18 protein-coding genes are annotated in these 21,118 nt (G+C 62.8%); 9 read left to right on the top strand and 9 right to left on the bottom strand.

Annotation, left to right across the window (positions count from 1 at the left end; genetic code table 11):
* Positions 1–26 precede the first annotated feature (26 nt).
* The gene (locus V2B23_RS09670) at positions 27–1,841 is read right to left on the bottom strand and encodes a multicopper oxidase family protein (protein WP_430950136.1); all 1,815 of its coding nucleotides are present in this window, start codon (positions 1,839–1,841) and stop codon (positions 27–29) included.
* Positions 1,842–2,056: 215 nt separating this feature from the next.
* Here V2B23_RS09670 and V2B23_RS09665 point away from each other — a divergent pair, with 215 nt between their 5' ends.
* Complete coding sequence (locus V2B23_RS09665) at positions 2,057–3,373, top strand: DUF222 domain-containing protein (protein WP_430950135.1); 1,317 nt, start codon at positions 2,057–2,059, stop codon at positions 3,371–3,373.
* A gap of 454 nt (positions 3,374–3,827) precedes the next feature.
* Positions 3,828–4,169: an Imm51 family immunity protein gene (locus tag V2B23_RS09660; RefSeq protein ID WP_430950134.1), complete on the top strand. Its 342-nt coding sequence runs from the start codon at positions 3,828–3,830 to the stop codon at positions 4,167–4,169.
* 81 nt (positions 4,170–4,250) lie between these two features.
* On the opposite strand, the gene V2B23_RS09655 is transcribed toward V2B23_RS09660, so the two are convergent.
* The 4 genes from V2B23_RS09655 to V2B23_RS09640 form a co-directional block, all read right to left on the bottom strand.
* Positions 4,251–5,285 carry an aspartate-semialdehyde dehydrogenase gene (locus tag V2B23_RS09655; protein ID WP_033235894.1) on the bottom strand — a complete coding sequence of 345 codons (1,035 nt, stop codon included), beginning with the start codon at positions 5,283–5,285 and terminating at the stop codon, positions 4,251–4,253.
* Between the two features lie 6 nt (positions 5,286–5,291).
* Positions 5,292–6,557, bottom strand: a complete 1,266-nt coding sequence (locus V2B23_RS09650; protein WP_019746567.1) for an aspartate kinase — start codon at positions 6,555–6,557, stop codon at positions 5,292–5,294.
* Between the two features lie 49 nt (positions 6,558–6,606).
* Entirely contained in the window at positions 6,607–6,843 is a 237-nt protein-coding gene (locus V2B23_RS09645; protein WP_430950133.1) for a hypothetical protein, read from the bottom strand.
* A gap of 186 nt (positions 6,844–7,029) precedes the next feature.
* Positions 7,030–7,398: a hypothetical protein gene (locus V2B23_RS09640; RefSeq protein WP_430950132.1), complete on the bottom strand. Its 369-nt coding sequence runs from the start codon at positions 7,396–7,398 to the stop codon at positions 7,030–7,032.
* A gap of 271 nt (positions 7,399–7,669) precedes the next feature.
* On the opposite strand from V2B23_RS09640, the gene leuA reads away from it, so the two are divergent.
* Positions 7,670–9,478 carry a 2-isopropylmalate synthase gene (gene leuA, locus V2B23_RS09635; protein WP_033235892.1) on the top strand — a complete coding sequence of 603 codons (1,809 nt, stop codon included), beginning with the start codon at positions 7,670–7,672 and terminating at the stop codon, positions 9,476–9,478.
* Positions 9,479–9,686: 208 nt separating this feature from the next.
* The gene (locus tag V2B23_RS09630) at positions 9,687–10,067 is read left to right on the top strand and encodes an SHOCT domain-containing protein (protein ID WP_033235891.1); all 381 of its coding nucleotides are present in this window, start codon (positions 9,687–9,689) and stop codon (positions 10,065–10,067) included.
* Between the two features lie 72 nt (positions 10,068–10,139).
* On the opposite strand, the gene V2B23_RS09625 is transcribed toward V2B23_RS09630, so the two are convergent.
* Complete coding sequence (locus tag V2B23_RS09625) at positions 10,140–11,033, bottom strand: LysR family transcriptional regulator (protein WP_430950131.1); 894 nt, start codon at positions 11,031–11,033, stop codon at positions 10,140–10,142.
* Positions 11,034–11,105: 72 nt separating this feature from the next.
* On the opposite strand from V2B23_RS09625, the gene V2B23_RS09620 reads away from it, so the two are divergent.
* From V2B23_RS09620 to V2B23_RS09610, 3 genes are read left to right on the top strand one after another with little or no spacing between them, the layout of a single operon-like run.
* Complete coding sequence (locus tag V2B23_RS09620) at positions 11,106–12,047, top strand: EamA family transporter (protein WP_430950130.1); 942 nt, start codon at positions 11,106–11,108, stop codon at positions 12,045–12,047.
* A gap of 25 nt (positions 12,048–12,072) precedes the next feature.
* Complete coding sequence (locus V2B23_RS09615) at positions 12,073–13,326, top strand: MurT ligase domain-containing protein (protein ID WP_430950129.1); 1,254 nt, start codon at positions 12,073–12,075, stop codon at positions 13,324–13,326.
* Positions 13,319–14,032 (top strand): type 1 glutamine amidotransferase, encoded by a 714-nt coding sequence (locus V2B23_RS09610; protein ID WP_430950128.1) that lies wholly within the window; start codon positions 13,319–13,321, stop codon positions 14,030–14,032. Before V2B23_RS09615 ends, V2B23_RS09610 begins: the two co-directional genes overlap by 8 nt.
* A gap of 13 nt (positions 14,033–14,045) precedes the next feature.
* Here the strand turns inward: V2B23_RS09610 and V2B23_RS09605 are convergent, their stop codons facing one another.
* Positions 14,046–15,209: a low temperature requirement protein A gene (locus tag V2B23_RS09605; RefSeq protein ID WP_430950127.1), complete on the bottom strand. Its 1,164-nt coding sequence runs from the start codon at positions 15,207–15,209 to the stop codon at positions 14,046–14,048.
* A gap of 170 nt (positions 15,210–15,379) precedes the next feature.
* Between V2B23_RS09605 and V2B23_RS09600 the strand changes: the two genes are divergently transcribed.
* Both V2B23_RS09600 and V2B23_RS09595 read left to right on the top strand, forming a co-directional pair.
* Positions 15,380–17,527 (top strand): acyl-CoA dehydrogenase, encoded by a 2,148-nt coding sequence (locus V2B23_RS09600; protein WP_430950126.1) that lies wholly within the window; start codon positions 15,380–15,382, stop codon positions 17,525–17,527.
* Positions 17,520–18,437, top strand: a complete 918-nt coding sequence (locus V2B23_RS09595; RefSeq protein WP_430950125.1) for a 3-oxoacyl-ACP reductase — start codon at positions 17,520–17,522, stop codon at positions 18,435–18,437. Before V2B23_RS09600 ends, V2B23_RS09595 begins: the two co-directional genes overlap by 8 nt.
* Positions 18,438–18,487: 50 nt before the next feature.
* On the opposite strand, the gene V2B23_RS09590 is transcribed toward V2B23_RS09595, so the two are convergent.
* A complete protein-coding gene (locus V2B23_RS09590; protein WP_430950124.1) occupies positions 18,488–20,146 on the bottom strand; it encodes an AMP-binding protein in 1,659 nt (552 codons plus the stop codon).
* Positions 20,147–20,154: 8 nt separating this feature from the next.
* Positions 20,155–21,078, bottom strand: a complete 924-nt coding sequence (locus V2B23_RS09585) for an SDR family NAD(P)-dependent oxidoreductase (protein ID WP_430950123.1) — start codon at positions 21,076–21,078, stop codon at positions 20,155–20,157.
* Positions 21,079–21,118 lie beyond the last annotated feature (40 nt).

The raw sequence follows: 21,118 nt of genomic DNA, 5'->3' as shown, positions 1-21,118 counted from the left end.
GTGGGAACGTCTCTCCCTACGAAAGGTTACGTCACCAGCCGATACCTCAACATCATGTCGTGATCCTCGTGATCGAGCATGTGGCAGTGCCAGACGTACCCTTGCAGGTCTCCTGATCCACCGCCGTGCCCACTGTGTTCCTCCATCGCAGGGTCCGCCATCGCAGCTCGGGGGAACGTGGCGTCGGGGTCGAAGCCCAGTTCGTCGGCCGTCGGAAAGCGCACGGTGATGCGAGTGATGGAGTTGGCATCGACGATGACGGTGTCCTTGGCGCCCGTCTCCCACACTTCCGGCGGTCGCATCGGCGAGGTCACGAAATCATCCGCCGACGGCGTCCAGCGCGTCCCGAGATCAGGCAATGGATACGCAGCCGTGTACGCCGGGGTGTTGATGCTCTGCCTGCCCAAAACCCGAAAAGTCACCAGGTGCAGGTGAATCGGATGCGGTTCCGTCGTCACGTTGATCAGATTCCACTGCTCGACGGTTCCCTGACGCGGCATTTCGATATCCGAGTCGGTGTACCGCAAGTTGTTGAGCGACATGGTGATCGACGGATAGCTCGACGGGCGGGAGAGTTGCATGATCGTCAGGTTGCGGACCACATTCGGCGCGGCGGGCGGCGGAGAAGCGGCACTCAGTTGCTGCGGCACCGGCCCGGTAAACCCCTTCGCTCCGCTCACATCGAACCTCGCGAACAGGGGCATCACCTGTGTACCGCGTTGCGCCACAGCCAAAGGCACCGGTTCGTCGTTGCGCAGTTCCACACTGGTACCCGCTTCGAGCACGCTAAAGTCGACCAGGAGATCAACCCGCTCGCCCGGACTCAGGCGCACATGATCCGTCGGCGCCGACGCTGCGAGCAGGCCGGATTCTGAGCCGATCACCCAGAACCGCATACGATTTCCGAAATACAGATTCCACACCGAGTACGACGCCGCATTGAGCACGCGCAGGCGATACAACCCCCGCGCCACTTCGATTCTGGGCCACACGACGCCGTTCACCACGCCCACGTCACCGGGTGTCGCGGGATCCCAGGCACCCTGCGGTGTTGTCCACGTCGACCTGACGCTTTGCCGTCCATCGGACGTGAACACTTTGTCCTGCAATATCAGTGGCAGTTCGAACTCACCGGACGGCAAGCCGAGCGGATTACCGGCCGCCCCGGTGTCATAGTTGTCGCGAAGCAGGTACATCCCGGCCAGGCCCGCGTAGACGTTCAGCCGAGTCATCCCCATCGCGTGGTCGTGATACCAGTGATTACCGCTACCGCTGGGATTCTCGTTGCCGGGGGCATTCCCGAACTCGTGCACCAATCCTTCGCCCGGACGCTGAATCAACTCGGGATTCCCGTCGTACTGCGGCGCGGTGACGCCGCCGTGCAGGTGCAGCGACGTGGGCACCTGCGTCCGATCGTTGTCGCTGAGACCGTGCAGTCGCGAATCCACATCAGCGGCAAGAGGATGCGTGGTGATGTCGTTGGCGTACCGCAACGTCAACGATTGCTCGACATGAGCCTCGATCGTCGGTCCGAGGTAGTCCATCCCGCCGTACCCCAGCGACGGCGACGGCGGCAGGTCCGGATGGAACCGGTGCATCGCCGACGCTGCCCGAAGCTCGAGGTCGCTACCGGCCAACGTCGGCGGAAATACCAGTGCCTCGCGAAAAGGTTCCAGCCGTGGCGAAGGCAATTGGAGCGGCCGCAGCGGGTCGATGTCAGGCAGAGCTGCGTACGCAGATTCCCGAGCTGAAGCGGACCCCACCGACAGTGCGCCAAGTCCTGCCATCAATCCCAAGCCCTGCAGCACCGCGCGTCGACGGATCTTGTGCGGCTTGTTCACCACAGGCTCATCCACTACAGGCCCCCTATCGCTGACGGCATCCGGACCGGGTTACCCCTGCGGCCGCGAGGTCAAACACGGACTGCCTTCCTCCGATGACTCGAAATCCTGATCGACGGAATCGAGTCGAGAGTTAGAGAAGACTCTTGAACTCGAAACTGTGTTCGACTAAAATGGGGTGATGCGGATCGGGGGATCCGAATCGGGGGAATTCAATGAGTATCGATACGTCAGATGTGGTTTCCGGTTCTGCCGTGGGATTACGTTCCAGGTTGTGGCAAGCGCCGGTAGCCGATCTTCGTTCGGCCGCAATCGAGGCGAGCGCGGAGATTCTACGACTCGAAGCGATCCGCGTGGCCGTGGTCGACGAACTCTCGCTACGCCCGGACGATCAGGTGCTCTGCTACCGCGGCGTCGGTCGATGGTTGGCGGCAAATACGATGCTGCAGATCCCTGCCGGAAACAAGATCGCCGCCTTGGGCGTCGCATTGCGGGCGTTTCCCGCAGTCGCACAACGCTTCGACGCCGGGGACTGCTCGTTCGATCATGCGGCATTGATCATTTCGTTCTGCGAGTCTCCACCAAAAGGAATGCCTGCCGAGGCACTTCCCTCGTGCATCGACGTTCTCCTTGCTGCTGCATCAGGAGTCGACGCGACAACAACCAAGCTGCGGTACGCCATCGCCACGTTGGAGCGAATGTTCGAGTCCGACAACATCCCACCGGCAGAAGACGTGGACCGCAACGAACTACGCATCGCAGCGACCTTGAACGGGCGGGTTGTCATCCGAGGCGATTTCGACGCTGTCACAGGCGAAATGCTTCTCTCTGCCCTGTCGAATCTGACCATGCCCACCCCAGCACCGGACGGAACTCCTGATGCCCGTTCGGCAGCCAAACGCACAGCGGACGGATTCACCGAACTGATCCGTCGCTATCTCGATTGCGCAAAAACCGGTATCGACGGCGGCCAGCGGCCACATCTGAACGTGCACATCAATGCCCGAGATCTCGCCGAGCATCGAGACTGCGCGGCACAGGAAGCCGTTCCGGAGGAAGAGGCTTCACTCGATCTGGACCTCTCCGATCTCGACGTGGGCCACATGCCGTGGATGGGACCGTTGTCGGTCTCGCAGACCAGACTGCTCGGCTGCGACTGCTTCCTGTCGACAGTCCTTCTCGACGACCACGGAGCGCCACTGGATGCGAGACCCGGAAAACGGTTAGTGACAGCCGAACAACGCGTCGCATTGATCGCCCGGGACAAAGGGTGCGCCTTCCCAGGCTGTGAGTGCGTGCCGGCCTGGACCGACGCGCACCATATCCGCCACTGGTCGAACGGCGGGCCGACGGTGATGAACAACCTTGTCCTGCTATGCCGTTCACATCATCGGCTGATGCACCGCAAAACCGGATTTGTTGGCAAATGGGAGATTCGGATGGGCGCCGACAACAAACCCTGGTTCATTCCGCCGCCGGCGATCGACCCACAGCAACACCCGAGACCGGCGAACAACACCTATCAAACCTGACGGGCGAAAGCCTTTCGGATACAACAGAACATAGCCCGGCACCGCATCGAAGGATCCTCCGATGCGGTGCCAACAGTCCGTGGATTCCGTCAGGCTGGTTGCTGCATTGTGGTGTCTCGCGGGAATCGCTCCCGAATCTCCGCTGAGGTGACAACCCTCGGGTCGAGGGGTTGCTCGTCACGCAGGTGACGTTGCAACACCTTGCCGGGCATCGGCGCCCGGCGGCGTCCTACACCGGAACCGTCGGCGCTTTTGTCGACGCCGTGCTCGAGAATCCGACGCGGTGGCGGTTGATCCTCACTCCTGCGGAAAATGCACCAAGCGAGAATCACGGGTCAGCGACCCCGAAACCTATACCCGAGAACGACTTTCCAGCTTTGCTGTGGCCCTCGCCCAGTCAGTCGGTCAATAGAAGAATCTAAAACCTGTCGGTCGGATCTGCTTCAATGCACGCATGACATCACCATCGATCGCACCTCTGCAGCTTTTCGAAACGTCACCGGGAAACTGGTCACTGATGCTCACCGACCAGCACTTCGGCAAAGTAGCAGCCGTATTCGAGCAGGTAGAGGGATTCGAAGGCTCCGGTTACGACTGGGCTTCGGTCGCCCACGCCGTGGTAGGTCGCGACGCCCCACATTTGGAAGGCCGATTCGGCACCGATCCCGAAGCAGGCATGTTTGTTGCGTACGGCGGCGACAACGAGGCCCTCGGTGAACTCGGTGTGCTTCTCGCCAAGGCCTATTCGGACGCGGAGTACCTCGGCGGACTCGTCGCCATTTCCGAACTCGACTAGAACTCCACCTGAAAACTCCCCGAAAAAACGACGCAGGCCCCGCACCGTGAAGTGCGGGGCCTGCATCCAACAGAGAAGTGCCTAGCCGACCAGCAGCTCGGCAATCTGAATCGTGTTGAGCGCGGCACCCTTACGCAGGTTGTCGCCCGACACGAAAAGCGCGAGTCCGCGGCCTTCGGGGACACCCTCGTCCTGACGGATGCGACCTACGAGCGACGCGTTGCCACCGGCAGCGGCGAGCGGCGTCGGAACCTCGACCAACTCGACGCCCGGGGCGTCGGCCAGCAGTTCCTTGGCGCGAGCAACCGAGAGGGGGTTGGCGAATTCTGCGTTGATCGCGAGCGAGTGCCCGGTCACGACGGGAACGCGCACGCAGGTGCCCGAAACCAACAGATCAGGAAGCCCGAGGATCTTGCGGCTCTCGTTGCGGAGCTTCTGATCCTCGTCGGTCTCGCCGCTACCGTCGTCGACCAGCGAACCTGCCAGCGGCAGAACGTTGAACGCGATGGGGGCGACGTAGTTGTTCGGGGCCGGGAAGTCGACAGCGCTGCCGTCGTGAACCAGCTTCTCGGCGTCACCGACAACGGCGCGCACCTGGCCGAGGAGTTCCTCGACGCCGGCGATGCCGCTACCGGACACAGCCTGGTAGCTGGAGACGATCAGTCGCTGCAGACCGGCTTCGTCGTGCAGAACCTTCAGCACCGGCATCGCTGCCATGGTGGTGCAGTTGGGGTTCGCGATGATGCCCTTGACCAGGTTCTTCGCGTCCTGCGGGTTGACCTCGCTGACCACGAGGGGAACCTCGGGATCCTTGCGCCACGCGGAAGAGTTGTCGACAACCGTAGCGCCGGCAGCGGCAAAGCGCGGAGCCTGCGCACGGGACAGCGTCGCACCGGCAGAGAAGAGGGCGATGTCGATGCCCTTCAGATCCTCGTCGGACGTTGCAGCGGCATCCTCGACAACGATCTCTTCGCCGCGGAACGTCAGCTTCTTACCGGCAGAGCGTGCCGATGCAAAGAACCGCACCTTGTCTGCGGGGAAGTTACGTTCTTCGAGCAGAGTGCGCATGACGATGCCGACCTGACCGGTCGCACCGACAACAGCGATTGTTGTCATCAGAAATTACCGTCCTGTTCCTGCGTGTACTACAGCTTCTTCGTCGCCACCGAGACCGAAGGCCGCGTGGATAACGCGCACGGCGTCGTCGAGTTCGGTGTCCTTGACCAGCACGGAGATGCGGATCTCGGAGGTCGAGATGAGGTCGATGTTGATGTCTGCCTTGGCCAGTGCCTCACAGAACGTGGCCGTGACACCCGGGTGGCTCCGCATTCCGGCGCCGACCAGGGAAACCTTGCCGATGTGGTCGTCGAACAAGATCTGCGTGAAGCCGATGTCTTCCTGACGCTTGGTCAGGATCTCGACGGCGCGGGGTCCGTCGGCGGTCGGCAGCGTGAAGGTGATGTCCGTCTTGTTGGTCTCCACCTTGGAGATGTTCTGCAGCACCATGTCGATGTTGATCTCGGCATCGGAGACAGCACGGAACACCTTGGCAGCGTGTCCCGGTGTGTCCGGCAATCCGACAACGGTGATCTTGGCTTCGCCGCGATCGTGCGCGACTCCGGTGATCAGGGCCTCTTCCACAGGAATGTCCTCCATCGATCCGGACACGATTGTTCCGGGCTTGGTGGTGTATGACGAACGGACGTGCACAGGCACGTTGTAACGACGGGCGTACTCGACGCACCGGAGCATGAGCACCTTGGCGCCACACGCTGCGAGTTCGAGCATTTCCTCGAAGGAAACCGTCTCGAGACGGTGAGCGTCGGGGACGATGCGCGGATCGGCGGAGAAAACGCCGTCGACGTCGGTGTAGATCTCGCAGACGTCGGCGTTGAGTGCAGCTGCCAACGCAACGGCGGTGGTGTCGGAGCCACCGCGTCCGAGCGTCGTGATGTCTTTACTGTCCTGGCTGACGCCTTGGAATCCGGCGACCAGAACAATCGAGCCTTCGTCGAGCGCTGTGCGAACACGGCCGGGCGTGACGTCGATGATCTTGGCGTTTCCGTGGCTGCCGGTCGTGATGACTCCGGCCTGTGAGCCCGAGAACGAACGAGCTTCGGCGCCGAGAGAATGAATTGCCATCGCAACCAAGGAGTTGGAGATGCGCTCACCCGAGGTCAGCAGCATGTCCATTTCACGGGCCGGCGGGGAAGGGCACACCTGCTGAGCCAGGTCGAGCAGCTCATCGGTGGTATCGCCCATCGCTGACACCACGACGACGACATCATTGCCGGCCTTCTTGGTCTCGACGATCCGTTCAGCGACTCGTCGGATGCGCTCGGCGGTTGCCACCGAGGATCCGCCGTACTTCTGGACGACGAGAGCCACGCGTTTCTACCTCCAGGTCGAAATTGTTTACAGATACCAGAGGTCGAGCTTACCGACGTGGTCCTGGGACTTCCCGACGCGTACTGACCTCGGCCCTTACCTCGGGCTCGGATTCACGCCCGAAGTGTTGCGAGATCCCATTTCGCATTGACGTCGCGGAACGCGAACCACTGGCAAGGTAACCCACCACCGCGACGGCAACACCGCAGGCGAGGAGGACGTGGATGCTGCTGACCAGTGAACTCGCGACGGCGTCGAACACCGCAACGGCCGCATCCGTGGACACGATGTCTTGATTGTGTAAATAATCCCGGCGCACGACGGTCAGCGGCGCGTTCGAGCGCGTTCGAGTAGCGCTGCGCCGCCACCAGCTCGTCGGATTGCAAGATCTCGAACTACGGATCGAATGTCGGGGTGCTCAACGCTCCGGTCACGATCAGGACACAGCAGAGTATCCATCGCAACGCTCGGGTCACGGGCGATTGCCGCGAGTGGGCCGAATCTTGGCCGTGATGCGGTGGATACGGAGGTCGTCGGGAGGGATCCGGAAGGTCTCGTGCACGTTCACCGTCATCAGATTCTTGCCGAACAACCCTGCGTCGAGGAGGTACTCGGCTACGACATTATCGCCGTCGACGCTCCACTCCACATCTCGAATCGCACGCACCAGACGAAACTGGGGACCGCCGGACAGGCTGCGCCGCAAGTGATTTCCCGAAAATCCGGTTTTGATCCCCGCCTCGTGCCGCACTGCATCCGGAGCCAGCGGCACTGAATTACCGTCGTGCGAGAGAAGCGCATCGAGGTATGCGTGCGCCACAGCAATTCGAGGATCATCCATGCGATCAGTCGATCATTTCGGAGCACGAAACAACAGCACCGTTCAACGACAATTTCGGCACGTCGCCGATACCCCACCTCATTCGCCGACATTCCAGGGGTAGAGTGCAGTGCATGCAGCGCGCACTCCTTCTTGGTTGCCGCGACGGGGTCTGATCCAGACTGGCCTCCCGTCGCGGGGTTTTGTGTGCGCCGGTCGACCAAGCCTTCCGGACTTTCGGTCATGACCAACAGGTCATCAGGCCGGGTCCACAATCGTTGGAGATCACCCCATGTCCCCCGCTGACGCATTCACCACCGGCACTCGCATCATCACGCCTCCCACCAAGCCGGCACCGGCCGACCAGCCTGCGTGGAACACGCAGAAGAACTCGTCGATGCCCACGTTCCGTTACCGGCCCTTCTCCGAAGAAGTCGAAACGGTCACGCTGCCGGACCGCACCTGGCCGGACAAGGTCATCGACCGCGCCCCGCAGTGGTGTGCGGTGGACCTGCGTGACGGCAACCAGGCCCTGATCGACCCGATGAGCCCGGCGCGTAAGCGTCGTATGTTCGATCTGCTGGTCCGGATGGGGTACAAGGAGATCGAGGTCGGCTTCCCGTCGGCAAGCCAGACGGACTTCGACTTCGTCCGCGAAATCATCGAAGACGGCGCAATCCCGTCCGATGTCACCATTCAGGTGCTGACGCAGTCGCGTCCCGAGCTGATCAAGCGCACGTTCGAGGCGTGTGAAGGTGCCGAGAACGCGATCGTGCACTTCTACAACTCCACCTCGATCCTGCAGCGTCGTGTTGTCTTCCGCGCCGACAAGGCCACGATCAAGAAGATCGCCACCGACGCCGCCGAACTGGTGCTCGCCGAGTCGAAGAAGTACCCGGACACCAACTGGCGCTGGGAGTACTCCCCCGAGTCCTACACCGGCACCGAGCTGGAGTACGCCAAGGAAGTATGTGACGCCGTCACCGAAACCCTCGGTGCCACGCCGGCTAACCCGGTGATCCTGAACCTGCCCGCGACGGTCGAGATGGCCACGCCCAACGTGTACGCCGATTCCATCGAGTGGATGCACCGCAACCTGGCCCGCCGCGACTCCGTCATCCTGTCGCTGCACCCCCACAACGACCGCGGCACCGGCGTCGCTGCAGCCGAGCTGGGCTACCAGGCCGGAGCCGACCGCATCGAAGGCTGCCTGTTCGGCAATGGCGAGCGCACCGGCAACGTCTGCCTGGTCACCCTCGCCCTGAATATGTTCACGCGTGGCGTCGACCCGCAGATCGACTTCTCCAACATCGACGAGATCCGTCGCACGGTGGAGTACTGCAACCAGCTGCCCGTCCACGAGCGTCACCCGTACGGCGGCGATCTGGTCTACACCGCGTTCTCCGGCAGCCACCAGGACGCCATCAACAAGGGCCTCGACGCCATGAAGATCGACGCCGACGGCCAGAACGCCGACGTCGACGACATCGTGTGGCAGGTTCCGTACCTGCCTATCGACCCCAAGGACGTCGGCCGCAGCTACGAAGCCGTCATCCGCGTGAACTCGCAGTCCGGCAAGGGCGGCGTCGCGTACATCATGAAGGCCGATCACGGTCTGGTGCTGCCGCGCCGTCTGCAGATCGAGTTCTCGCAGTCCGTCCAGAAGATCACCGACGGCGAGGGCGGCGAGGTATCGCCGAAGGAAATGTGGGACGTCTTCCACGAGGAGTACCTGGCTCCCGTCCGCCCGCTCGAGCGCATGAAGCAGAAGGTCACCGCGTCCGAGGAGGACGGTGGCACCGATGCGATCACCGCGATCGTAAAGGTGAACGGCAAGGAGCAGGAGATCTCGGGAACCGGTAACGGCCCGCTCGCTGCCTTCGTCGACGCTCTGGGAAGCATCAACTTCGACGTTCGCGTTCTCGATTACTCCGAGCACGCCATGTCCGCTGGTGACGACGCTCAGGCCGCGGCCTACGTCGAGTGCGCCGTGACCGGCCCCGACGGTCAGAGCACCGTCGTCTGGGGCGTCGGTATCGCTACCTCGATTACGACGGCGTCGCTGCGAGCAGTGGTTTCGGCAGTTAACCGCGCTAGCTAGGACAACTGTTGAGTGTGGCTCCTATCCATTCGGATAGGAGCCACACTTGTCTGAACTGCATATCGAATTCACATGAACGACGAACGTCCTGAACTGGATTTCAAAGAATTCATTACGGTTATTTCATCCTTTGTGGATGATGCGGATGAGGTCACAGCGTGAGATAGTTCATCTCAGACAAATCCGACCTGCGAAATGGGGCTCGACAATGGATTCCTTCTGGGATTTCCTCTGGGTGATACTCGTCAGTTTTGCGTTCGTCGCATACCTGATCCTGCTGTTCTCAATCATTACGGACCTGTTCCGCGACCACAAGACTTCAGGATGGAAGAAGGCCATCTGGGTATTCTTCCTCTTCGTCATTCCGTGGCTCACCGCGCTCATCTACCTGATCGTCAAGAGCGACGGCATGGCTCAGCGCTCCATGGAAGCAGCGCACCAGGTCAAGCAGGCACAGGACAGCTACATTCGTGAGGTAGCGGGCAAGTCTCCCGCCGAAGCAATCGCCGACGCGAAGGCACTTCTCGACGCCGGCACCATCACCGAAGACGAATTCGCCTCCCTGAAGGCCAAGGCTCTGGCAGCCTGATTCATCTTCAGCGCAATTGCGGGTTGCACCACCAAAGCGGGAACGGCACTAATCGTGCCGTTCCCGCTTTGTTTATTCTCCGACGGCCCGTGCAACGTCTCGGAACGCCGCGAGCACCACTGCGATCGCCGGACTTCGGTCGGCATGCAATCGCGTCGCCAATTCATAGACCCGGGCAGCACGCACACCGGCGATAGGTTTCCTCGACACTGCGGGATGTGTGATCGCGTGTCGCGGCATCAACGCAACTCCGTGGCCGGCTGCGACCAGCTCCTCGATTACGCGGAAATCGTTTATCCGATGTCCGACGCGAGGTTGCACACCGGTAACGGCCGCGACTGACATCAGAACGTCGTCGACCGGGAATCCGCCGCGCACACTGATCCAGTTCTCGTCCACCAACTGATCCAACCGAACCGAATCCTGCTTTGCCAGAGGATGATCCGGCCGCAGCACCAAGTCGATGGGTTCACGCATCAGGGACTGCACACTCACCCGGGGAAACGACGTCTCCGCAGCGCGTTCGTCGCGATGGGTGAGGATCACGTCGTGATCGGCCAGTAGCCGCGGCACCGCCGACGCCGGCTGATCCACGTCGCACGCATCAATGGAGACGCCGGACCCTTCGAGTGCCGTCAACACCCTGGGCAGCAGCAGCGCCGCCCCGGACGGGAAGAACGCCACCCGAACCTTTCCGCGCGGCGAACCCCGGTACGACGCCATCTCCGCGTCCGCGCGTTCGAGAGCGGCCACCACGTCGTCGGCGCGCAGAACCAACGCACGGCCGGCGTCGGTGAGCCTGAGTTTGCGACCGTCCGGTTCCAGAAGCGGCACACCGGCCTCGCGGGCGAGGATCTTGAGCTGCTGGGAGACCGCGGACGGCGTCATGGAGAGTGCCTCGGCGGTGCCACCGACCGTTCCTCTGTCCGCCAGCTCTCGCAGCACTCGCAACCGGGTTGCATCCATGTAGAAAAACTACATCAATGGTCCATCTTTATTCGCTTGTCCTGATGCTTTACACAGCTCACGATTGACGGCATGACTCCTCGCGACCGCCTTCTCGGATTGACCGTCGCAATCATGTGGGGATTGAACTTCCTGGCGATCCGGGTCGGCCTCGACCACTTCCCGCCGTATTTCTTCGCCGCGCTGCGCTTTCTACTCATCGCGATCCCCGTGGTGATCTTCGTGCCGCGTCCCCAGGTTCCGACGCGATGGCTGTTGCTCTACGGCTTCGGTTTCGGCTTGGGCCAATTCGTGTTCCTGTACTGGGCAATGCACACGGGCATGCCGACCGGCCTCGCGTCGTTGGTCCTGCAGTCGTCCGCCCCTTTCACCGTTCTACTGGGCGCGCTACTGCTGCGCGAAAAGCTCAGCGTGTGGCAGGTGTCCGGGATCGGCGTTGCCGTGGCGGGTATGGCCCTGATCGGCTGGGACCGCTCGCACCAGGCCGCGTTGCTACCGGTGATCCTGACGCTGCTGGCCGGCTTGTCCTGGGCTTTCGGCAACCTCGGTAGTCGCCTTGCCGCAGCCGGTACCGTCGGCGACCCGAAACCGATGCAGCTGATGTTGTGGATGTGCGTCATTCCTCCGCTGCCGATGCTTGCCCTGTCCGCTGCGGTCGAAGGTCCGAGCGCGGGCTGGGAGGCCCTCGGAACCTCGTTCAGTGCCGACGGGTGGCCGGCGCTGATCGGACTCGCGTACATCGTGTTGATCGGCACCATCGCCGGATCGGGCATCTGGACCATCCTGATGGGACGCTATCCCGCAGGCACGGTTGCACCACTTTCGCTGCTCGTCCCGGTAGTGGGAATCGGCGCATCCTGGCTGTTCCTGCACGAGAATCCCAGCGCGTTGTCACTGGTGGGAGCCGTCGTCGTGATCACCGGGGCAAGCGCCGCCCAGATACGACGCACCCCCAAGGCCGCTGTTCCGTCGAACACACCCGTACGACAAGCACCTGCACGACTCGAAGTCTGACGGCGCGCTGTGCCAAACTCGGGCCGTGGGAACTGGACTATCGATCACGACACGCGGAAAGCTCGCCCTGCGCGCTGCCGCCACAGCCTCCTGGGCATCGCAGAAAGCCGGCCGCGGCAAGGGCTCCATGATCGGTGGGCTCATCGCCCTGAAGATCGACCCGACACTGATGACCCAACTCGGACGCGGGAAGCGAACCGTTGTTGTCACCGGCACCAACGGCAAGTCGACAACAACGCGCATGACGGCGGCGGCACTCGCGACGCTTGGTGACGTGGCAACGCAGGCCGACGGCGCCAACATGGACGCCGGAATCGTCGCGGCACTGGCAAACCGGATGAACGCGCCGGTTGCGGCTCTCGAAGTCGACGAACTTCACGTTCCCCACGTCGCCGACGCCGTGAACCCGGAAGTGATCGTGCTCCTGAATCTGAGCCGCGATCAGCTGGACCGCGTCGGTGAGATCAACATGATCGAACGCAAACTGCGGGCGTGCGTCAACGCGCACCCGAATGCGGTCATCGTCGCCAACTGTGACGACGTACTGGTTACCTCCGTGGCGTACGACGCCCAGAACGTCGTGTGGGTTGCGGCCGGCGGCGGCTGGGCGAGCGATTCCGTCAGCTGCCCGCGTACCGGCGAACCCATTGTTTGGGAGGGAAAGCACTGGCGCAGTACCGGTTCGGACTTCGCACGGCCCGAGCCGGCCTGGTGGCTCGACGACGACAATCTCTACGGCCCTGACGGTCTGAAGATTCCGATGACGTTGACGCTGCCCGGAAAAGCCAACCGCGGCAACGCAGCTCAGGCCGTCGCCGCTGCAGTGGCCTTGGGCGCAGATCCGGTCGGCGCAGTTGCCGCAGCGTCGACGGTCCAGGAAGTTGCCGGGCGATACAGCACCGTGCAGGTGGGCTCCCATTCCGTCCACATGCTCCTCGCGAAGAATCCCGCCGGCTGGCAGGAAGCTCTGTCCATGATCGATCCGTCCGTCGACGGCTTGGTCATCGCCGTGAACGGGCAGGTCCCCGACGGCGAGGATCTCTCCTGGCTGTGGGACGTGAAGTTCGAACACTTCGAGGGCGTCAAAGTGGTTGCGGCCGGTGAGCGCGGAACCGACCTCGCGGTGCGCCTCACCTACGCCGGCGTCGAGCACACCTTGGAGCCGGATCCTTTGCGCGCCATTGCTTCCTGCCCGCCCGGTCGCGTCGAAGTTCTTGCCAACTACACGGCATTCCGCGATCTGAACACCGCAATCGCCAAGGAGACTCGCGATGTCTGATTCGACAGTGCGCATCGGGCTTGTCCTCCCCGACGTCATGGGCACCTACGGCGACGGCGGTAACGCCCTGATCCTGCGTCAGCGTCTGCGCATGCGCGGCTACGACGCCGAGATCGTCGACATCACGCTCAACGACCCGGTGCCGGATTCACTCGACGTCTACACCCTCGGCGGCGCGGAGGATTCTGCGCAGCGCCTCGCTACCCGGCATCTCGGCAAATACCCCGGACTGCAGCGCGCAGCCGAATGCGGCGCACCCGTTCTCGCTATCTGCGCAGCCATCCAGGTTCTGGGCAACTGGTACGAAACCTCGAGTGGCGAGCGCGTCGACGGCGTGTCCATGCTCGACGTCACGACCGCGCCGCAGGAAAAGCGCTCGATCGGTGAAGTCATCACGAAGCCCTTGATCAAGGGGCTCACCGCACCGCTCTCGGGTTTCGAAAACCATCGTGGTGGAACCACTCTCGGCGCCGACGCATCCGGCTTCGCACGCGTCACGCACGGCGTCGGCAACGGCGTCGGCGACGGACTCGAGGGAGTCACCCAGGGTTCCGTCATCGGCACGTACATGCACGGTCCGGTTCTCGCGCGCAATCCCGAGCTGGCAGACCTGTTGCTGATGCGCGCTCTGGGCGTGGACTCACTCGCGCCCCTGCACTTGCCCGAGGTCGATCAGCTTCGCAAGGAACGACTCTCGGTTCGCTAGGTACATCATGTAGCTAGGCGGGCTCTTTACTTCCTTCGGTAAGTACGAGCTCTACCGCCAGCAATGCCGCGCAGGCCAGACCGGCCACCAATTCCGGGACGGCGGTGAAAGTGCCGCCCAGGATCACCGCAATAGCCACGCCGAATGGCACGAGGGTTCGCGTCGACGAATCGTGCAAGCGGATGTGAATGAACCACAGTGCCGCCAGGATGACGGCTACCGGCACAGTGACGGCCGCACCGGTCACCAAGGCGCTGCCTTCGGCGTGGCCGGTCCAGTAGTCGACGCGGGAAGCCAACCCGGAACCGATGGCAGCGGCGGCGGCAAAGATGAAGTAGTGCCCGAAGCCCCAGACGAAGGGTGAGACGTTGTCGCCGCCGAGAGCGTCGCCGGCGTTTCTCTGGAAGTACAGCCACCACAGGCTGAAGACGATCAGGATTCCGCCGACAACGACGTACGCCACTTTGGCCGCCGGATGTTCCCCGGACACCGCGTCCTGAATCGCGACGGTGGTGGACAGAATCGTTTCGCCGAGAACGATGATGAAGAACAGTGAGTACCGTTCCGCGATGTGGTGTGGGTGCCAGGGCGTCATTCCCGGCTTCTCCGACCACACCGGCACGGCAAATTCGCACAGCACCAGGAACAGGAATGTCGGGACGTAGATCGCGGCCGGTACAAAGTAGAAGCCGATCCAACCGAGTTGAACGAGCACGATGCCGAGGGCGTACCTGCGGGCGGTGAGTGCGTGTTCAGGATCGTTTCTCGACACTCGAACCCATTGAATCACCAGGGCTATTCGCATAATTACGTAGCCGAGAATGATCAGCAGCGGGTCGTTGTCGAAGAATCGCGGAATCCCGGCAGCGAGTACCAGCGCGCCCAGAATCTGGAAGATCGTCAGAAGTCGCGCAATGCCGTCGTCGTTGTCGTAGGCGGAGGCAAACCACGTGAAGTTGAGCCACGTCCACCAGATCGCGAAGAACGCCATCGCGAAGTGCCCGACACCCGTGGCCGCGTGCCCTTCACTGATCGCATGGTGAAGGCCCGTGGCGGCCTGGGCAACTGCCACGACAAAGCACAGGTCTGTCAGCAGTTCGAGTGGTGTGGCCACTCGATGTGCCTCATGCGGATCACGGGGAACCAACGGCCGGATGAACGAATTGATACGACTCACGGTTGGCAGAGTAGCGCTCCGATAGTGGATGCGCTGGGCCCACTCAGCGAGATTGTCCGCTATAGCCGGGGTTGTCGTGATACGTGTAGAGGGAACAACTCCTGTCTGCGGTAGTCCTGCGGCAGTGACAATCAGCCTGCGGGCTCAGTCGCGTAACGAGGTAGTTCTCCATGTCTATTGCACTTTCCGAAGACCAGCGCGCTCTTGCGCAGTCGGTTCGCAGCTATATCGCGCGAGCGGACCCGCTCGCCGAGGCCCGCGAGAGTCTCGACAACGCGACGCACGAATTGCCGTCGGGGTGGTCGACTTTCGCAGAGCTTGGCTGGCTAGGTGTCCACCTGCCGGAAGAATACGGTGGCGCCGGGTTCGGCTTGGCTGAATTGTCCGTGGTGGTGGAAGAATTGGGATCTGCGGTCACTCCCGGGCCACTGCTACCGACGGTGTGGGCATCGGCGGTGATTGCCGCGGCGGGAACCAACCGGCAACAAGCCGAACTACTTCCCGGTTTGATCGACGGAACCGTTGTCGCAGCAGTCGGAATCGCCGCACCAGCCACCCTAGCGGGCGTCAGTGTCGAGATCGCCGAACCTGTCGAGATTCTGTGCGCCGCGATGGCCGACATACTTCTGGTCTCGATCGGCGAGGACGTTGTTGTACTACGCCGCGAACAGGTACAGATCACCGACGCTCCGACGCTCGATCCGACGCGCCCCCTCTCTGCGGTGACCACAAACGGTAGCGTCGACGCCGTCGCGGTTCTGCTCGGCGCAAGTACTCACGCGGTGTCGATCGGGCGCACCCTGGCAGCTGCCGAAGCCGCGGGCGTGATCACCGCGTCCACGAACCTGGCTGTCGAGTATGCCAAGGCCCGCTTTGCTTTCGGCCGCGCAATCGGCTCGTTCCAGTCGGTCAAGCACATCCTTGCCAACATGCTCGTGGACCGCGAAATGTCTACCGCTGCTGCGTGGGATGCCGCTCAGGCAGCCTCCGACAACGAGGATCAGAGCGCCCTCGCAGCAGCCGTTGCCGTGGTGAGCGCGCTCCCCGCAGCCATGCGGGTTGCCCAGAAGTGCATCCAGGTGCACGGCGGCATCGGCTACACATGGGAGCACGACGCGCACCTGTATCTGCGCCGCGCAGGCGCGTTGAACGCCACCTTCTCCCCCGTTGTCGCCCGCGCCGACATTGTCGACGCCACCGCCGCTGGGATCCGACGCGAATCGAGCATCGAACTGCCCGCCGAAGCCGACGAGTACCGCACGCAGGCCCGGGCATTCGTGAAGGAGGCCGTTGCCGCTCCCGCTGATCAGCTTCGACGCCTACTCGTCGACTCGGGTTATGCCGTTCCCCATTGGCCGAAGCCGTGGGGCCGCGGCGCGGGCGCCGTCGAGCAGTTGGTTCTGGAAGAAGAACTATCGGCACTCGAGTTGCCGCAGTACGGAATCGGCGAATGGGTGCTCCTCACCGTTGTCGGACACGGCACCGCGGAGCAACACGAACGCTTTGTCGACGCCAGCCTCATGGGTACCGTGAAATGGTGCCAGTTGTTCAGCGAGCCTGGTGCCGGTTCCGATGCAGCCGGCATCACTACCAAGGCTCGGCGCGTCGACGGCGGCTGGATTGTCAACGGCCAGAAGACCTGGACCAGCGGCGGAGTGACCTCCACACATGGCATGGCTACTGTTCGCACCGACCCGGAGGCGCGGAAGCACAAGGGCATCACCATGATGCTGATCGACATGTCTGCGCCAGGAGTGCAGGTACGTCCGATCAAGCAGATCACCGGCGATTCGCATTTCTCCGAGGTTTTCCTCGACGACGTGTTTGTTCCCGATGCCGATGTGCTCGGTGAAGTCAACGGCGGCTGGGGAGTTGCGCGGTCCGCACTCGGAAACGAGCGTGTCACCATCGGCCGGGAGCGACTCGGTCTGGGCGTCACCTACAGCATCCACGACCTGTTCACCGTGGTGCGTCAACAGAATTCCGGTATGGACGACACGGTGGCCGACCTGGTTGCCGAGGATCTGGCGCTCCGGGCATTGACCACCCGAATCGCGGAACTCGCGGTCCTCGGTGCGGGACCAGGTCCCGAGGGCGCGGTACTGAAACTGGTCGGCAGCGAGCACGGTCAGCGGCTTGCCGACGCCGGACTGCTGCTCTCCGGCTTCCTACCGGCAGGCAGCGAGCTGAAAATACCTGTCCATCACAGTTTTCTGGAAGTGCGCTTCCAGACCATCGCCGGTGGTACGTCGGAAATCCTCCGCAACCAGATCGGCGAACTCATTCTCGGACTACCCAGGGAGCCAGCTCTTGCCTAACTCACGTGATACCTCGCTCACCGGCCGCACCGCCGTCGTCACCGGCGCTGGAGCCGGCTTGGGCCGCACCGAAGCACTCGCATTGGCCTCTCGCGGTGCGAGTGTCGTGGTCAACGACATCGGTTCTGCTGCAGACGATGTCGTGCGCGAAATCGAGGCTCTCGGATCGCGCGCTATTGCGGTGACCGGCGACGTCAGCGACTGGTCGCTGGGAGATCGGCTGGTGGAAGCCGCGGTCGACACCTTCGGCAGCTTGGACATCGTGGTCAACAACGCCGGAATCACCCGCGACGCGATGCTCTTCAACATGACCGAGAAGCAGTGGGACGACGTCATTGCGATTCATCTCAAAGGCCATGCGGCGCTCTCCCGCTCGGCTGCGGTGCATTGGCGCGCCGCGGGCAAGGCCGCCGGTGGCCCGGTGTACGGTCGCGTCATCAACACGGCGTCCGAAGCGTTTCTGCTCGGCGGCGCTGGTCAAGCCAATTACGCTGCGGCCAAAGCCGGCATCGTCGCGCTGACGCTGTCCACCTCGCGTGGACTGGCGAAGTACGGTGTCACCGCCAACGCGATCTGCCCACGTGCCCGCACCGAGATGACGGCCGGCGTCTTTGCCGACGGTGAGCCGGATACGGGGCTCGACATCATGGCACCGGAACGTGTTGCCACCTTCGTGGCGTTCCTGGCAACTCCGGCAGCACAGACGATCAACGGCCAGGTATTTGTGGTCTACGGCGACATGGTGGCGCTGATGGCCCCGCCCACGGTGCAGCAGAAGTTTGTCGCCGCGGACGGGGTCTTCACAGTAGAGGAGTTCGCAGATCAGCTGGTGCCCTATGTCGCCGAACTGCCTGCGGGACAGACCTACTCCGCGAGCAGCATCATCGAACTGGACACAACGGGCACCTAACACTGTGCGCCTTTGTCAACCGCCTGCGGTTGACAAAGGCGCACAGCACGCTAGCTCGGCAACATCGCCAACCGGCCGTGCGTGCGGAATTCCGCCTCTATGGCGTCGCGGCCGGCATCATCGAGTAGGACGTACTCACGCGTTCTTCCCACCCTGGTGTACACGGAATCGTCTGTGGCCCAGGCTGCGCGACGCAGCGGAGCCTTGTTGACCTTGTTGCTTCCGGTCAGGGGAATCCGGTCGATAACGCGAACGAATCGTGGCCACCACTTTGCGCCCATGTCAGGCTGTTCGTCGAGGAAATCGCCGAAGCTCTTGGGGTCGAAGCTCACGCCGTCTTCCATCTCGACCACAACCATGACCTGGTCACCGGTCCGCGGATCCGGAACGGCGAAGATCGGGGCTGCAGCCACTCCCGGAACCCGTTGCAAGACACGTTCGACCGGTGCGGCCGAGAAGTTCTCGCTGTCCACCCGCAACCAGTCGGAAGACCGCCCGGCAAAGTAGAAGTAGCCGTCGCTGTCACGGTAGGCCAGGTCGCCGGACCAGAAATCGGCGCCCTTCACTCGATCCGCCATTGCCCCGGGGTTCTTGTAGTATCCCTCGAACGTGTGGGCCAAGCCGATTGCGACCATCTCACCGATCGCTTCGGCGTTGATCAGACGACCGTCGCTGTCGAATTCCGCAGGCGGGCATTCGATACCTGTTGCTTCGTCGAGAACCCGGATATCGAGACCGTTCTGCGGAATACCCAGGGAGTCCCGGGGCGTCTGCGGTGTGCGCCCGATTCGGAACACCCCTTCGCTGAGCCCGTAACCCTCCATCACGGTGCATCCATACCGCTCGGAGAACCGCCGGACGTCGGTTTCCGACGCCTCGGTACCGAAGGCCAATTCCAGCGTGCTCTGCGCGTCCCGGGGATCCTCGGGACTGCTCAACGTGTACGACAATGCCCGACCGACGTAGTTGACGTAGGTGACGCCGTAGCGGTGGATGTCCGGACCGAACTTGCTGGCCGAGAACTTCCTGGTCATGGCAACCGACGCGCCGACGCACATCGCCGGGGCCAGGTTCAACATCACCGCGTTGCCGTGGAAGAGCGGCATGCACAGGTACGTCACGGAATCGCGGCGCATCGATACCCGATCGACCATGGCAGCTGTCAATCGTGCCAGCCGTCCCTGCCCGACGATCACGGCTTTCGGCGCACCTGTCGAACCGGAACTGAAGAGCAGCAGGGCTTTTTCTTCCGGTGTCGGCACGGTCTCGGGTAGCGGTGCTCCGCGGAACGGCGCCAAGAACTCGCCGTACTCGGGGCTGTCGATGTTCAGGATGCGCTCAGGCGGCAGACCGTGGCCCGTACCGTCGACGAGATGCGCCAATGCATTCTCGGTGATGACGACGTCCACGTCGCCGTGGCTGATGTCATGTGCCAGCTCCGCGCCGCTGCGACTGGCGTTGATACCGACAACCGCCGCGCCGGCCAAAGGTCCGGCGCCGAGCCAGAATACGAAGTCGGGAACATTCTCGAGTAGGACGCCCACGTGGATCTGACGGTCGCTTGGCCGCGGCACCAAGGACGTCAATGCCGCTGCGCGATCGGCACTTTCCTGAACGACCTCGCGCCACGACCACGACTTGTCCTCGTATCGAAGTCCAACGTTGTCGTCCTCGGCGCGGCTTCGAATTATTTCTGCGTATGTATCCACGTCGCTCCTTACTTCAGTAGTTCAGCCGGCACCGGGGCGGGCGGGTTGAAGGTGAGATAGTCCCCAGGGAAGCCGTCCTCGTCCAGGTCGTCGGGCTGCCAGCCGGCGAGCAGACCGCTGCCGTCGAGCGCGCGCACGGAACGCCCGAACTCTTTGAGCAGGGGAAGACTGTATGCAACACGGCCGGTTACCTCGGACGGTTCAGCAGTGCAGAGCAGGAGTGCCGCTTCGGCCATCGTGTCCTCGGGCTCGGACGGCCAGCCGGGAACCGCTGCGGCAGCGTGCTCGGTTGCGACGCCACGGTTGGGCGCAAGCGAATTCACCGCAATGTTGTCGCCGTACAGCTCCATCGCGGATCCCGTGCTGATCCGGTCCATCATCGCCTTCGTTCCGCCGTACAGAACTGAACCGGCCAGCGGATGCGGCGCAAAAGGCGGCCCGACGCGTGGACCGGCCTGCCGGGAAGAGATGTTGACGATCCACCCCGCGCCGTTCGCGCGCATGCTCGGGATGACGGCCTTCATCAGGTCCCAGGTGTTCCACACGTTTGTTTCGACGGAGTCGTAGAACCACTCTCGCGGCATGTCCGCAAACAGTGTCTCGTATCGCCGCGACGCAGCCACGTTGTTGACGAGGATGCTCACCGGTCGTCCGAACCTGTCCTCGATCCGGGCGATCAGTGCGGCGCGATCGAGTTCAGGAGTCCCCAGATCGACGGCAAAGCTCTTCGCGGTTCCTCCTGCCGCCGTGATCAATTCGACGGTTTCCTGGAGCGAGCCTTGGAGACTTCCGTCCCCTGCCCGCAATGTGCGCGAGACTGCCGCAACCGGTATTCCCTCTGCTGCAATGCGTCTCGCAATCGCCCGGCCGATTCCCCGGCTGGCTCCCGTGACGACCGCGAGGCCTGTGAATGTGGTGCTGTCATTCGTCATGCGTTACACCTTCCATTTCCCCGACCACCTTGTCGGGCTG

Source organism: Rhodococcus sp. 24CO, assembly GCF_050586165.1.
Classification (GTDB): Bacteria; Actinomycetota; Actinomycetes; order Mycobacteriales; family Mycobacteriaceae; genus Rhodococcus_F.
The sequence above is the reverse complement of the archived record's forward strand: the minus strand, read 5'-3'. Positions and strand labels throughout refer to the sequence as shown.